Raw genomic sequence first — 14,528 nt, 5'->3', positions numbered from 1 at the left:
TATCGCCGCGATTGTACTGTCAAGCGTAAAGTTATAGATCATTACACTCAATGTCCCCGCGCCCCGCACGTAAGCCGCTCAACACCTATCATCATGGGGATCTTCGCGACGCCCTGGTGCAGGCTGCGCTCGGGGAGGTGGAACTCGGCGGCCCCGAAGCGATCAGCATCAGCGGGCTCGCGAAGAAGCTCGGCGTCTCGCAGCCGGCCCCCTACAAGCATTTTTCCGACCGCGAGAGCCTGCTGACGGCGGTAACGGCCGAGGCCTTCCGCCAGTTCAACGCCATCCTGCGCGAATCGATCGGGAAACCCTCCAGGCGGTCGAAGCTGTCGCGCTTTGCGCAAGCCACACTGGAGTTCGGCCTTCGCCGCAACGGCATCTATCGCCTGATGTTCGCCTCTCGAATCATGGCATGCGCACCCAAGGGCAGCGAACTGCACGTTGCTGCGAGGGAAACCTTCGACCTGCTGCTGGAGTCCCTCGAAGCGCCCGCGGTCGGATTGCTGCGTGAACGAAGCGCCCTGCAAATCTGGGCATCTCTGCACGGCGTGGTCATGCTGGCCGAACAAGGCCTGCTCACCGGCCAGCTTGCCAATGTCAGCCGGGAGGAGCTGGTCGAGGACATCGTCGACCAGACCAAACTGGCGCTGTCGGTCGCGATCAAGGCGGCGGGCAAGAACGGCCGATAGAGCGGCATCCCCGCTATATCAGCCGCAAAAGTTTCTCTGACACACTGAACCGGAATTCCGCTACAGTCGGATGCATCTTTATTGAGTGTTCGCCGTGCCCGGTCGATTAAAATCAGAATCTGTAGGAACAGGCACGCATCCCGCGCGGCGTCTGGCGCTCGGCGTGCTGCTATCCCTGTGCTTTTCCGGCCTCGCGCTCGGCAAGGACAATGGCGACGATGACGACGATGCCGCCACATCGAAGCCCACGCTGCCGAACATCTATCTCGACATGCGGACGGTCTACACCACCCTGCCTGCCGGTACGCTCGCGATCGGGTTCAACGCGCCGCCATTGCTCTCAACGCTGTCGAGCCTGTCGTCGCTTACGACCTTGACGTCGCCGGCCAGCCGAAGCGCCAATATCGACCTCCCTTTGACGGTGGATCTCACCGATTGGCTGTCGGTCTATGGCGGCGCCAGCGGCGGCTCGTCGCAGACCGGCGCCGCGCCCTGGTCGTCGTTCGATATCTACAGCTTCACGTTCGGGTTTCAGGCCGACGTCTATCAGCAAAACGGCGGCATGTTTCCAACCCTGACGATTCAAAGCAACGTTACCCGATCGCTTTCCAACTCCCCGTTGGCCACGACCTCCTACAACACCATCCTGGAGGCCGACTATGCGCTGAACACGGATGAAACGCGCGGATTGCTCGCCGGTGCGCAGTACTCGGGGGTCATCGTCGATACGCCGTTGGCGCGCGTCCATCCGGACATCATTGGCTATCTCGGCGGCTATTATCAGTGGGACAGCAACTGGAAGCTCACCGGCCGCTTCGGCGTGCAACATTTCGGCGGCGCGCAGATCCTGAGGCTGACACCCTTCGAGCCGTTCACCCAGCCGATCGTGCGATTCGATCTCGACCGCATGGACGACAACGACAATCGCCTGTTCGGCGTCACGGCACAGATCTCCTGGACGCCAAAGCCGTCCTATCAGATCACGGTCAGAACGCCGCTTTATGCGGTCAAGAACTAGCTCGACGTTCCGGACACGTTACCGCGGACCCCGTCTCGCCGCCGGCTAAAGCCTTCACATCCAGGAGAACACGTCATGACATCCAGCGATGGCGCACGGACGCTCAAGGGCAGGGTTGCATTGGTCACCGGCGCGGGCCGCGGGCTCGGCCGCGCCTTTGCCGAAAAACTCGCTGCGATGGGCGCCGACGTCGCGTTTCACGGCATGCGCGAGCACGGACCGGCGGAATATGGCGAGGGATCGACGCTGACGGCGGTGGCGGAAGACGTCGCCAAGGCGCATGGCGTGCGCACCATTCGCGTGCTCGGCGATCTCACGCAAGGTGCCGATATCGACCGCGTGGTCGAGACCACGACGAAACAGCTGGGGCCGATCGACATCCTGGTGCACAATGCCGGCGGCGACATCGCCGCCAGAGGCGGCAAGCCGGATCCGAACGACGCCATCGGCATCAAGGAGGAGGACGTGCGCGCGGTGCTGGATCGCAACCTGCTCAGCACGATTTTGACCTGCCAGGCGGTGGCGCAGGAAATGATGAAGCGGCGCCACGGCCGCATCATCACCATCGGCTCGGTCGCGGCCTTCAAGGGCCGCACCAATGGCTCGATCTATGCCGTCGCCAAGGCCGGCATGACGCATTACACGCGCTGCCTCGCCGATCAGCTGCGCTCCTACGACATCAATGTGAACTGCATCGCGCCGGGCGACACCCGCACCGGCCGCTTCATGGGCACGCGCGCGGTCGATCAAGACCGCCTGGTCGAAACCGGCACGCTGGACCGCATCGCCACCGTCGATGAAGTCGCGCGCGTCGTCGAAATGTTCGCAGGCCCGATGGGGGCGTTCGTCTCAGGACAGGTGCTGCGCGTCGACGGCGGAGGACAGTGCTGGGCGGCCTGACACCCGTTCTTTCAACTGGTCGAACTCGCTGGAGCTGTAGGTGGCACCGTCAGGCGTAACGATCTCCACGTCCCAGCACCCGTCCGATATCAGTTCGTCGGCCTTTTTCATCGCGGCGACCACGGATTCGCGCCGCAAGGTCACGGTTCCCGATGTATCGAGCGCGGTAATGAGAAATACCATGGGCGGCTCCTGTTTGGGATTCGCACCAGTGTGGCTGGGAATACGGCCGGGTCAAGCGGCATGAATTGCCGCCAGGAGAAGAAAACCCTCCCTTGGCACGGCGCCGGGAAAGGCGCTTCCACGTTCGGGCCGCAGATTGCATACCGCTACCCTTGCTTCCGGGCCAAACTGGGCGACATTAGAGGCTCGCGTAACGGAAATCGCCATGAGCCCGCCTGCATTCGATCCCTTTGGAGAACTGGTCCCGACGGCCGAGCCGGCGGTCGCGCCGGACCGCGGGCCGAACTGGCTGAAATCGGCCGGTATCGGACTGTTCTGGGGGCTGGTCGGCATCATCGTGCTGGCACGCGCGATGTACTTCGAACCGGGCGCTTTCAGCTTCGCCAACGCCATGGCGTGGGCGCAGGGCCTGTTCGCACTGCTCTAGCGGGTGGCCGTCCCGGCCCAGGGCCGGGAGAAGGATACTCTCCCTACCGCGCCAAATCGAAAATTAATTGCGTGAAGTCGAGCGGACCTGCGCATAAACTGTTCTCCAAAACGGGGGACCTGTGCCGCAACAAGAATCCGAGTCTGACGGGATAAAGCCGGATCCTGGCGCGCTCGGCCGCAGCCTGGCCCTCGTTCCCGGTATCGCCCTCTGCGGCGCCATCACCGCCCTTTCGCTCGGCGCCCAACTGCTCGAAGAGCGCATCTTCGCCCATCCCTATGTCGAGGCGCTGGTCATTGCGATCCTGCTCGGGATGGCTATACGCACCGCCTGGCAGCCGTCCGAGCGCTGGCGCTCCGGCATTGCCTTCAGCGCCAAGCAGCTGCTCGAGGTCGCCGTCATGTTGCTCGGCGCCTCCGTCAGCTTTGCCGCGATCGCGGCGTCCGGCTATCTCCTGGTCGCGGCGATCACCGCCACGGTCGTCATCATGCTGGCGGTCAGCTACGGCCTCAGCCGGATGCTCGGCCTGCCGACGAAACTGTCGATCCTGATTGCCTGCGGCAATTCGATCTGCGGCAATTCGGCAATCGCCGCGGTGGCGCCGGTGATCGGCGCCGATGGCGACGATGTCGCCTCGTCGATCTCCTTCACCGCCATCCTCGGTGTCCTGATGGTGCTCGGCCTGCCGCTGCTGATTCCGTTGCTTGGCCTGTCCGCGACGCAATACGGCATCCTGGCGGGGCTGACCGTCTATGCCGTTCCGCAGGTGCTGGCGGCGACCGTCCCGGCCGGTATCGTGGCCACGCAGATCGGCACGCTGGTGAAACTGGTGCGCGTGCTGATGCTGGGGCCGATCGTGGTCGGGCTCTCGCTGGTCGCCGCGCACCGCCGCAAGCGCCACGCCGACGCGACCAAGGCGGTTGCGATCAGCCCGTTCAAGCTGGTGCCGTGGTTCATCATCGGATTTCTCGTACTCACCGCATTGCGCTCGCTGCAGCTGGTGCCTGACATCGCGGTGGCGCCGGTGACGAAAACCGCAGCCATCCTCACCGTGCTGTCGATGGCCGCCCTCGGCCTCGGTGTCGACGTGCGCGTTCTCTCGACGGTCGGCGGCCGGGTCACTGCCGCCGTCACGCTGTCGCTGCTCCTGCTGCTCGGCCTGAGCGTCGGACTTGTTCAGTTCTTCAGATGAAAAATATCGAAAACAACCCCATGCAAAGAAAGCAACCCCATGAAAACAAAGGGGTCCTGGCATGGCTGCTGACGGCGGAGAAAACAATTTGACACGTCGGGCAAATCAGGGGCACTGATCCATCATCCCGCCATTTGTAGAAGCGAAACCGAGGATGCGGTTCGCCTCGCCCTGACCCGTGACGATGGCCTGCGCCCGATATAAATCAGCTCCCGCAGCCGCCATTGCGCCGGCGCACCACGTCAAGGCAGATGCGAGGAACATCCCGGCGATAGCGCGGGCCCTGGCGGGCAACATCAAAACCGGCCAGCGTCTTGCCGTATGCAAATCAGCCACGGACGGTGCCTCCGCGATTTCAGGCGATGCTCCTCGAGCGTTCGTTCGTTTTGCGGCAACGCGACTTTCCAAAGAACCAGTCGCCAAGGGGCCTTCATTGACTTTGTCGAGGTGGCGAGAAGAAGGGCCGCAACGCTTGGCTCTAACAAGAACTTGGTTTTAAGAGAGGCGCAGGAAACGCTCCAAACGATAAGATAGGTCCACTCGAAAAGTATCTGACCGATGAACGGCTAGACGCGCGCTGGAGAAAGTTTCAGCTTACTTCCTCGTTACAGCGGCTCGAAGAAAAGCGAGCGCAGAAGGGTAGCTAGCTTTGAGGCATTGCTTCCTTCAGGGCGGCGCGGAAAGAATCGAGATCGGGAAAGTCCTTAGCGTTTAGATTAATTCCACGAGTTGTATTGAAGGTTCCGACTTTTTGCCAGATCGGGCCGTGACGTTTGACGATTTCAATATATGGGCACGGAGGCATTATTAGCTTGCCCCCGAACCTATAGTGTCTGTGCGATTGGCGACGGCTGAAGAACGCGTAAAAATCAGCCATTTGAATTGCTCGGCAATGACGTTTTGGAATGAAGCTTATTGAACGCAAGCACCCTTCAAAAACGGGCAAGACGGCCATCTTGTGGAAATACTGATCAATCTCCGCATTGTTGCGATTGCCCGTTTCGACCAGAAAAGAGATGCCCCTTTCTTTCGCCGAAGGGCCGAATTGTTCGTCAGTAACAAGCTTCATCAAGATCGATGAGAATGCCACCCCCATGGGGGACATGTCTGAATAGCCAGGATCAATTTTTTTCAAACGCGCGATCTCATCGACGCTGACGGAAACACTCGCGCCGAAGATACGACCGTGAGATGCAGAGAAAAGCTCATCCGCGAAACTCAATTTTTTAACTCTGGTCCAAGTCTTGAATGGTGGTTTCGTCGAGTAGAATTCCTTGGAATGAAAAACATCCACGTTAAAACTGCTGAGTATTGAATCCCACTTCGGCTCCAATTCCTCCCACGCCTCAATGGGAGCAAGGAATCCGGCCATGGTCACAATCGGCAACCCACTGGTGCCGCTGTCGTCCAAGTAGCATTCGAACACGAGGATAAGTCTCCGGCCCCGCGACCGGCGAAGGCCAGACGCACGACGAATAATCGTGAAGGCATCGCCACGGTAGTAAGCGTTCATCGACTCACCCGCGACCACGACCATACCACATTGGGTACGCAAGAGTATAACACTACCGTCGTCAGCGAGGCGTTGCGCCCGGCAGTGATATCAGGTCGCGGCCGCGGCCAATTCCGGTTCGATATGCGGCACCGCTTCGACCAGTTCGCGCGTATAGGCGGTTTTCGGATTGTCGAACATTGCGCGACTCTCGCCCTGCTCGACGATAAGGCCGTTTTGCAGCACGATGGTCCGGTCGCACATCATGCGGACGACGTTGAGGTCGTGGCTGACAAAGAGGAAGGCCAGATCGTCTTCGCGCCGCAACCGGTCGAGCAGTTGCAGCACCACCGCCTGCACGGAGACGTCGAGGGCCGCCGTGGGTTCGTCCAGCACCAGCAGCCGCGGCCGGCAGGCGATGGCGCGCGCGATGCCGACACGGGCCTTCTGGCCGCCCGAGAGCTGATGCGGAAAGCGCGTCAGCAGTTCGATCCCCAATCCAACCCGTTGCGCGCACTCCTCCACCCGTTTGCGCAGCGCGTCGCCCGGTCGCATCCCTCCAAGCCGCAGCAGCGGGTGAGCGATACAGTCAAAGGCGGTAAAACGCGGGTTGAGGCTGTCGTTCGGATCCTGAAAGACGATCTGGATATCCTTGCGAAACGGCGAGCGGTGAAAGTCGCGGGCCGGGATATGGCCGATGGACTGTCCCTCGAACGAGATCTCGCCCTCACTCGGATCGATCAACCGGCAGATGATGCGCGATGTCGTGCTCTTTCCGGAACCGGATTCGCCGACCAGGCCGACGCTCTCACCTGCGTGGATCATCATCGAGAAGTCCGCGACCGCCGCAGCGCCCTGATCGAACCGCTTGACGAGTTTTTGTACCTCCAGGAGCGGCGGCGTGCCCGGCGCAGGCGGCGACCGGCGCGTGACCGGGATCGCCACTTCGCGTCCGCTTTCCTCTTCCGGCACCAAATCCGCGATCCGCGACGTTGCCGTCGGCGAAGCCGCCACCAGCCGCCTGGTGTACGGATGCTGCGGCGCGCGGAACAGCGTCAGCGGTTCGGCCTGCTCGACCAGGCGACCCTGCTCCATCACCACGACGCGGCGGCAATAGCGGGCGGCGAGACCGAGGTCATGGGTGATCAGGATCGTTGCCATGCCGCGCTCGGCCGCAATCCCGGTCAACAGATCCATCACGACCTTTTGCGTCGTGACGTCGAGACCGGTGGTCGGCTCGTCCGCGATCAGCAGTGCGGGATTGCAGGAAATCGCCATCGCGATCATCACGCGCTGGCACATGCCGCCGGAGAGTTCGTGCGGGTAGGCGGCCATGCGCTTTTCGGGATCGCGGATTTGCACGGCGCGCAGCAAGTCCAACGCCTGCGCCCGCGCCTGGTCACGCGGCATGCGCTTGTGCGCCATGATCGCATCGGCGATCTGATCGCCGACGGCACGGATCGGATTGAGTGCGCCACGCGGATTCTGGAAGATCATCGCCATCGCCGCACCGTGCAGCTGGCGGAAATCGCCGCCCGATATCCGCGTGATGTCCTGCCCGCGAAACCGGATTTGGCCGGCGGTGATCCGCCCCGCCGCATCGAGCAGCCGCGTGATCGCGAAGCCTGTGACTGACTTGCCCGAGCCGCTCTCGCCAACCAGGCCGAGCATCTCGCCTTCCCCAAGCGACAGGCTCACACCGCGCACCGCCTCGACCAGCCCGCGCCGCGTCGAGAAGGTGACGTGCAGATCGTCCAGTGCCAGCAGCGATGGGGTCATGTGCGCATGCGGGGATCGAGAATGTCGCGTACCCCGTCGCCGAGCAGGTTGAAGCACAGCACCGTCAGCATCAGCGCCAGGCCCGGAAACGCGACCAGCCACCATTTGCCGGTGGAAATGAAGCGCGCGCCCTCCGCAACCATGATGCCCCATTCCGGGGTCGGCGGCTTGACGCCGAGGCCGATGAAGGAAAGTCCGGCGGCATTGAGGATCGCCCAGCCGAGATTGAGCGATATCTGCACCGCCATGGCCGGCAGCACGTTCGGCAGCAGGAAACGCAGCACCACCTGGATATGGCTGTCGCCGCAGGCGCGCGCCGCTTCGACCCAGCCGACATTGCGGCGGACATTCACCTCGGCGCGTGCAAAGCGGATGTAAAACGGCAGATTGATGATGGCGGTCGCGATGATGATGTTCTCGACCCGGTTGCCGAGGGCGGCGACCATCGCCATCGCCAGCACGAAAAGCGGAAAGGCCATCACGACGTCGACGAAGCGGCCGACGGCGCGATCGAGCCGGCCGCCGGTATAGCCGCAGATCGCGCCGATGACGGCGCCGATGGCAAAGGAGATCCCGACCGCCGAGACGGCGATGGCAAGATCGAGCCGTGCCGCGACGATGAGGCGGCTGAACACGTCGCGGCCGAGCTGATCGGTGCCGGCGATGTGGGCCGCGCTCGGCGGCATCAGTGCTTGCGATACGTTCGAGGCGATCGGATCGTACGGCACGATCCAGGGTCCGAAAATGGCGATCAGCGTCAACAGGAAGACACCGGTCGCGGCAACGGCAGTCAGGGGATTGCCGCGCAGAATCCAGCCGGCATGGCGAAGCGTGGCAGTGGTCATCCGATGGTCACCCTGGGATCGGCGATACCGTAGAGGATATCCACCAGGAGATTGACGATCACGAACACGGTCGCCATCAGCAACACAAAACCCTGCACCGGCGCATAATCGGAAGACAGCAGCGCATCCAGCGCATAGGAAGCGACGCCCGGCCAGGAGAACACCTTCTCCACCAGCACATTGGCGCCGAGCATGGTCGAGAATACGATGCCCGCGATGGTGATGACCGGCAGGATGGCGTTACGCAAGGCATAGGTGACGACGATTTTCCACCACGGCAGGCCCATCGAACGGGCGGTGCGCACGAAATCGCTGCCGAGCGAAACCAGCATCGAGGCCCTCGTGATGCGCGCCAGCGGCGCCACCACGAACAGCGCCATGCTGAGCGCCGGCAGGATCAGTTGCCGGAAGGCAGCCCACCATCCGTCGAAATCGCCGGCGATCATAAAATCGATCAACAGGAAACCGGTCCGCCTTGGCGGCAGTGAGGCGAAGATATCGACGCGGCCGGTGGGGTCAGGCGCAAGCCCGAGCAGGTAATAGAAGACATAGATCAGCAGCAGGCCTGAAACGAACGTCGGCACACAGACGCCGAGCGCGCAGAAGAACCGAACGCCGTGGTCGATGAGGGAGCCCGGCCGCAGTGCCGCCAGCACGCCGAGCGGCACCGCCGAGACTAGCGCGATCAGCAGCGCTGTGAGGGTGAGTTCGAGCGAGGCGGGCAGCCGCTCGCGCAGATCCTTCGTGACGAGCTGGCCGGTCATCATCGACCGGCCGAGATTGCCGCTGCCAACGTCGTAGAGGTAGAGCATCAATTGCTCCGGCACCGGCTTGTTCAGCCCCATCTGCTTGCGGATGACCTCGATCTCCTCCTTGCCGGCATTCGGCCCGGAGGCGAAGAACACTGCCGGGTCACCCGGCAGCACCCGCATCAGCAGGAAGGTGAAGACAAGCACCCCAAAGAGTGCCGGCAGCGAGGACAGAAACCGCCTGCCCGCCCGCACCACCGTTGCTCCAAAGGCTGCCATCACGCCGACCGGTTACTTGCGATTGAGGTCGCGAAAATCGACCTGCCGGTGAAACTGGTAGGTGTAGCCCTCGACCGAGGCAGCCATGACAGCGTCCTGGCTGGGCTGCCACAGCGGAATCTGCGGCATCTCAGCGAAATGGATGGCGTTGAGCTTCTTGCCGTCCTCCTCGTACTTGGCGGCATCAGGCTCGAAACGGGCTTTCTGCGCGATCGCCACCAATTCGGGATTGTTGATCGACGAGTAGTTCCAGCGCTGAGTGCCGGTGTAGAAGTTGCGGTAGAAATAATCAGGCGAAGGCAACCAGGCGACGATGCCTTCGGTGAAGAAGGGGAGCTTCTTCTCGTTGATCTGCGTCGACATCTGCGCATCCGGAAGTTTCTGGATATCGACCTTGATGCCGATCTTGGCCAGCGATTCCTTGACCAATGCGGCCATCGGCTCGGCGGTGGAAGCCTGGCCGACGTTGAAGCTGAACGTGGTCGAGAAGCCGTCCGGCATTCCCGCCGCCTTGAGATATTCCCTGGCCTTCTCCAGGTCGAGCTTGACGGGCTGCGGTATCGGATAGGCGCCGCTGGTCGGCTTGCCGTCGGCCCATGTCGCGCCGAACAATGGCGATCCGCGGCCGAACAGCGCCGCCTTGAACATGTCGTCGTAGGGCAGCGCGAAGGCGACGGCGCGGCGCACATTGACGTTGTCGAAGGGCGGGATCTGGTTGTTCATCGAAACGAAGGTGACGGAATTGTATTGCGGCGTCGAGATCACCTTCAGCTTGGCCTTGGTCTCGAGCGACTGGACGTCGCTCGCCTGCAAATCGACGACGATATCGGCGTCGCCGCGCTCGACCAGATTGGCGCGCGTCGCCGGCTCCGGCACCGATTGCACGATGACGCGCTTGAAGAACGCCGATTTGTCGGTCGTGCCGCGGTTCCAGGTCTCGTTGCGCGCCATGATCACCTGTTCGCCCGGCTTGAACGATTCGATCTTGTAGGCACCGCTGCCGGCCGTGTTCTCCTTCAACCACGCCGTTGCCCAGGGGTCTTCTGGTGTGGCGTGTGCCTTGGCGACCTTGGAGTTGATGATGATCGGGTAGACGGTGGCGAGATTGGGCAATGCGAGCTTGTCCGGTTTCGGCAGCGTCACTTCGAAGGTCAGGGGATCGATCACCTTGAACTGATCGGCCGATGTCAGCGATCCCGTGAGCAGCTGCGCCTTGCCGAGGATCGGCGCCGTGACGACGCGGTCGAGCGACCATTTGACGTCTTCCGCCGTGACCGGCGTGCCGTCCTGGAATTTGGCGTCCTTGCGCAGACGAAAGGTCATCTTCAACCCGTCCGGGCTGACCTCATAGGATTCGGCGAGTTCGCCCGTGATCTTGCCGAGATCGAACACCCATTTGCCGTTGAGCTGTTTGCGGCCAAACGAAACCAGCCGGTCGTAAGTGCTGAGACTGACCGCAAATGCTTCGCGGGTCGATCCCGGAACATTCGGCTCGAGCGTATTGACCGATGCGCCGGTGACGTAGCGCAAGGTTTCCGCGCGGGTTTGCGCCTGCACCGATCCGGCGGCCAGCGAAAACGCGGCAACGGCAACCACCGAAAGCAAAGGCCTCGATCCTGTAACGCCCATCGAACTAATTCCCTATCTTGTCAGGTTTATTTTCTGAATGAGAACATCAACTTAAAGCAAGGGATATGCCAACCGGAGCGCCGCTGAGCGCAAGCATAGTAGGCAAGCATAATAGGTATGAGCCAAGCATCTACGCCTCACGATACACCGTTCATTGCTTCGCGCCCAAGGCCGTCGTTGGCCGCTCGACGACTGCCTGCGGCACGTCGTATGCCCTGAACGAAGCCCAGTGACGCTCGATGTCTGCACGAAACAGGCCCCGCGTCAGCCCATGCACGAGCTTTGGCACCGCAGTGGTCATCGCATTGATCGATGAACCCGAAGGACCAAAACTCATCGTCGAGGCGATTGCGAAAACATGGATGTCGGAAATCCAGGGAGTTTCACCGGCGACACGCTCCACCAACGCGTAATCGTCGGCGAGATAGGGAAAGCGGCCAAGCCGCGCGCTGCGCTCGTCCGCCGGCGGCTGATAGCGATCCGCCCAAACGGCAATGTTGGCGGCACAGTTTTGCAACTCGGGCCGGCCTGCAAAATTCATGTCGATGCCGGTGCCGCAGATGATGAAATCGGCTGAAGACGCGCCCCTCGCGGTTCGCAGTTCGACGCTGTGGGATGTTGCCCTGGCGGCTTCGATCGGCGCGCCCTCATGAAGATGAAAATTGGCGTGGCGGGCGCAGCGATCATAGGTCGTTTGCGGAAAGCCTTCCCGCATTTCCAGAACGGCGCGCATGAAGCGCCAACGCCAGGCATCATCCAGATCGCAGAAGTGACGCAGGAAGCCACGGAAGGTGAGCCAGCGATACGGCTGGATTACCTGGATTTCCGCCCTGCGGCAAAACAGATGAACCTCTGCCGCGTCAGCTTCCAGCGCGGCCGCGGCATTGTCGAAGGCCGAGGCGCCGGCGCCGATCACGGCAACTTTTTTGCCCCGCAGGCGCGCGAAATCCACCGGCTGCGCGGTATGCACACAAAGCGACGACGGCAAATGGCGCAATGGTTCTGGAATGATCCAGTCGCCCATGCCTTCCTGGCCCGTCGCCAGCGCAATCTTGCGCGCGAACAATGTGTCGATACCGGCAGAAGTCTGCACCTTGGCTGCGAGCAACCCGCCCACTACCGGCGAAATCTCGACGACCTCGCAGCCATTGCGTACCGGAATATCCAGCACGCGCCTGAACCAGAGCAGATACTCCGCCCACAGCGCGCGCGGAATAAGACCCAGTGCCCGCCAATCCGCTTCGCCGAAGCGCGCCTCGTGCCAGGACTGATAGGTCAGGCTGGGAATGTCGAGGTCGGGCCCGGTAAATTGCTTGGGACTGCGCAGCGTAGGCATGCGGGCATAGCTGAGCCATGGTCCTTCCCGCCCCTCTTCTGACTTGTCGAGCACGAGGATGTTGCTCACTTGCGAACGCATCAGCCCAAAAGCCGTCGCAAGACCTGATTGCCCGGCGCCGACCACCAGCACGTCCAATGCCGGCGTGCCGTCCGGCCCGGGCTTGGGCGTAAGCCACGGGGCATCGGGATGCGCGGTCCTGGCAAGGTCGGCACGAACCTGAGCTTCAAGGGCGAGCAAAGTGTTCATGCCGCGAGCCAGCCGCCATCGACCACCATCACGGTGCCGGTCGTAAAGGAAGACGCATCGCTGGCCAGATGGAGCGCGGCCTCGGCCACCTCCTCCGCCCTGCCAAATCGCTTCATGGCATGGCGGTTGCGCGACGCTTCACGCACCGGTTCGGGATCGGCGTGACGGGCAAAACTGCGCCGCAGCATCGGCGTGTCGATGGCGCCCGGCGCGATCGCATTGACCCGGATTCCATCCGTGGCGAAATCCAACGCCATGGTGCGGGTCAGGCTGATGATGGCGCCCTTGGCGGCGATATAGGCGCTGTTGCCCCGGCCGCCGGCGATCGCCAGTTGCGAGGCCAGCGTGATGATCGAGCCCCTGCCCTGCCGCTGCATCTGCGGCACCGCCGCGCGCGCCCAAAGCCAGGTGCCGCCGACATTGGCGCGAAACACCTCATCCCAATCAGTGGGATCAGTGGTCAGCACCGTGCCGCCGCAGGAAAAGCCGGCCGCGGTCATCAGCACATCGAGGCGGCCGCGGCGCGCCATGACATCGCCAACCACCGCCTGCGCGAAATCGCCCTCGCCGACATCGCCGACATGGAGCGATGCTTCGCCGTTCGCGCTCTCGATCGCCGCCAACGCCTCCTGCAAACCCGCGCCATCCCGATCGACCAGCGCGATAAAGGCGCCCTCTTTCGCAAACAGCATCGCGCTGGCGCGGCCGATGCCGGAGCCGGCGCCGGTCACGATCGCCGTCCGCCCTGTCAGTCTCATGTCAGGCTTCCCCTCGATGTTCGCTCCACCAACCGCTCAGATCGGCAGCCGACTCCGCGCAGCCAAACCGTGCGCGCCAGCCGAACTCTTCCGCCATGCGCGTGACCGAAAGCGGCGCACGGTCTGCCGTACTATGCAGATCGACCGACGGCGTTTCTCCCGCCTCTGCCAGCCGGCAAACAAAGCCGGGATGCCGGGCGGCCAGTTCCTGCCCCCATTGCAGCACCGGCCATTCCACGCCGCTTGAAATATTGTAGAGCCGATGCTTCGTCCGCTCCGCCTCGATCAGCAATGTCACGGCTTCCGCGACATCGACGGCATAGATCCAGTCCCTGACGCCCGGACGCGCCAGAACAGCCTGGTGTCCCGCTTGCAAGGCAGCCAGAATCTGTGCCTGCGGGCTTGGCGTGTCGCGCACGTCGTTGCTGCGCTCCCAGGGTCCGAACACGGCGCTCAGCCGCACGCTGATGATTTCGGATTGCCACAGGGTAGCGAGGCGCGCAGCCACCTTCTCCGACGCGAACTTGGTAATGGCGTAGAGCGAAGCCGGATCGCACGGCGTTTCTTCATCCAGCAACGCGTACCGGAAGGCGTTGGCGCCGTAAGCTGCCGCTGAAGACAAATTGATGATGCGTTTGACGTCAGCGCGCCGCGCCGCGGTCAGGACCGGCGTTTGAGCCAGCAGATTGACGCGCAGAATGGTCTCGGGATCGCGCGCCTCGCGCTCCGGACCGGCCGTGATTGCGGCTCCGAGAATGATCGCCTCATAGCCCGCTGCGATCGCCTGCTCGACCGCATTCTGATCGGTGATATCGCCCTGGATGGCCGTCAGCCGATCCGCGTGAGAGGCAAAATCCCTGGCTGCGTCAGGCGGCAGGCCCGCGCGGTCGAACAACGTCACCGCATGGCCGCGCGCCAGCAATGTCGCGGCGATTTTGAGCCCAACAAAGCCGGTGCCGCCGAAAACCAGGATTCTCATTTCTCAATCCGAACTCATCGCGGG

14 protein-coding genes are annotated in these 14,528 nt (G+C 62.6%); 5 read left to right on the top strand and 9 right to left on the bottom strand.

Annotation, left to right across the window (positions count from 1 at the left end):
* Nucleotides 1-50: 50 nt before the first annotated feature.
* From ACSQ84_RS15235 to ACSQ84_RS15225, 3 genes are all read left to right on the top strand, one after another.
* Nucleotides 51-689, top strand: coding sequence for a TetR/AcrR family transcriptional regulator (locus ACSQ84_RS15235; RefSeq protein WP_436212502.1), 639 nt, complete (start codon nucleotides 51-53; stop codon nucleotides 687-689).
* Nucleotides 690-852: 163 nt separating this feature from the next.
* Nucleotides 853-1,707 (top strand): hypothetical protein, encoded by an 855-nt coding sequence (locus ACSQ84_RS15230; RefSeq protein ID WP_436212501.1) that lies wholly within the window; start codon nucleotides 853-855, stop codon nucleotides 1,705-1,707.
* A 75-nt stretch (nucleotides 1,708-1,782) separates the two neighbouring features.
* On the top strand, nucleotides 1,783-2,607 hold the full coding sequence (locus ACSQ84_RS15225; protein WP_436212500.1) for an SDR family NAD(P)-dependent oxidoreductase: 825 nt from the start codon (nucleotides 1,783-1,785) through the stop codon (nucleotides 2,605-2,607).
* On the opposite strand, the gene ACSQ84_RS15220 is transcribed toward ACSQ84_RS15225, so the two are convergent.
* On the bottom strand, nucleotides 2,557-2,790 hold the full coding sequence (locus ACSQ84_RS15220) for a hypothetical protein (RefSeq protein ID WP_436212499.1): 234 nt from the start codon (nucleotides 2,788-2,790) through the stop codon (nucleotides 2,557-2,559). The genes ACSQ84_RS15225 and ACSQ84_RS15220 overlap by 51 nt on opposite strands.
* A gap of 205 nt (nucleotides 2,791-2,995) precedes the next feature.
* Here ACSQ84_RS15220 and ACSQ84_RS15215 point away from each other — a divergent pair, with 205 nt between their 5' ends.
* Nucleotides 2,996-3,217 carry a hypothetical protein gene (locus ACSQ84_RS15215; protein WP_436212498.1) on the top strand — a complete coding sequence of 74 codons (222 nt, stop codon included), beginning with the start codon at nucleotides 2,996-2,998 and terminating at the stop codon, nucleotides 3,215-3,217.
* Nucleotides 3,218-3,338: 121 nt separating this feature from the next.
* Nucleotides 3,339-4,409 carry a YeiH family protein gene (locus ACSQ84_RS15210; protein ID WP_436212497.1) on the top strand — a complete coding sequence of 357 codons (1,071 nt, stop codon included), beginning with the start codon at nucleotides 3,339-3,341 and terminating at the stop codon, nucleotides 4,407-4,409.
* A 643-nt stretch (nucleotides 4,410-5,052) separates the two neighbouring features.
* Here the strand turns inward: ACSQ84_RS15210 and ACSQ84_RS15205 are convergent.
* From ACSQ84_RS15205 to ACSQ84_RS15170, 8 genes are all read right to left on the bottom strand, one after another.
* Nucleotides 5,053-5,922 (bottom strand): DUF3800 domain-containing protein, encoded by an 870-nt coding sequence (locus tag ACSQ84_RS15205; RefSeq protein ID WP_436212496.1) that lies wholly within the window; start codon nucleotides 5,920-5,922, stop codon nucleotides 5,053-5,055.
* A 90-nt stretch (nucleotides 5,923-6,012) separates the two neighbouring features.
* A complete protein-coding gene (gene nikE / locus ACSQ84_RS15200; RefSeq protein WP_436212495.1) occupies nucleotides 6,013-7,680 on the bottom strand; it encodes a nickel ABC transporter ATP-binding protein NikE in 1,668 nt (555 codons plus the stop codon).
* Nucleotides 7,677-8,525 (bottom strand): ABC transporter permease, encoded by an 849-nt coding sequence (locus ACSQ84_RS15195; protein ID WP_436212494.1) that lies wholly within the window; start codon nucleotides 8,523-8,525, stop codon nucleotides 7,677-7,679. The genes nikE and ACSQ84_RS15195 overlap by 4 nt, the downstream gene beginning before the upstream one ends.
* Nucleotides 8,522-9,553, bottom strand: a complete 1,032-nt coding sequence (locus ACSQ84_RS15190) for an ABC transporter permease (RefSeq protein ID WP_436212493.1) — start codon at nucleotides 9,551-9,553, stop codon at nucleotides 8,522-8,524. The genes ACSQ84_RS15195 and ACSQ84_RS15190 overlap by 4 nt, the downstream gene beginning before the upstream one ends.
* Nucleotides 9,554-9,565: 12 nt before the next feature.
* Nucleotides 9,566-11,182: an ABC transporter substrate-binding protein gene (locus ACSQ84_RS15185; protein ID WP_436212492.1), complete on the bottom strand. Its 1,617-nt coding sequence runs from the start codon at nucleotides 11,180-11,182 to the stop codon at nucleotides 9,566-9,568.
* A gap of 151 nt (nucleotides 11,183-11,333) precedes the next feature.
* Nucleotides 11,334-12,767 carry an NAD(P)-binding domain-containing protein gene (locus ACSQ84_RS15180; RefSeq protein WP_436212491.1) on the bottom strand — a complete coding sequence of 478 codons (1,434 nt, stop codon included), beginning with the start codon at nucleotides 12,765-12,767 and terminating at the stop codon, nucleotides 11,334-11,336.
* Entirely contained in the window at nucleotides 12,764-13,525 is a 762-nt protein-coding gene (locus tag ACSQ84_RS15175; RefSeq protein WP_436212490.1) for an SDR family oxidoreductase, read from the bottom strand. The genes ACSQ84_RS15180 and ACSQ84_RS15175 overlap by 4 nt, the downstream gene beginning before the upstream one ends.
* 1 nt (nucleotide 13,526) lies before the next feature.
* Nucleotides 13,527-14,504, bottom strand: coding sequence for an NAD-dependent epimerase/dehydratase family protein (locus ACSQ84_RS15170; RefSeq protein WP_436212489.1), 978 nt, complete (start codon nucleotides 14,502-14,504; stop codon nucleotides 13,527-13,529).
* Nucleotides 14,505-14,528: the final 24 nt, after the last annotated feature.

The sequence above is a fragment of the Bradyrhizobium sp. LjRoot220 genome (assembly GCF_964252915.1).
In the GTDB taxonomy this organism is placed as follows: Bacteria; Pseudomonadota; Alphaproteobacteria; order Rhizobiales; family Xanthobacteraceae; genus Bradyrhizobium.
Note: the sequence above shows the minus strand (reverse complement) of the source record. Positions and strands in the feature narration are given on the sequence as shown.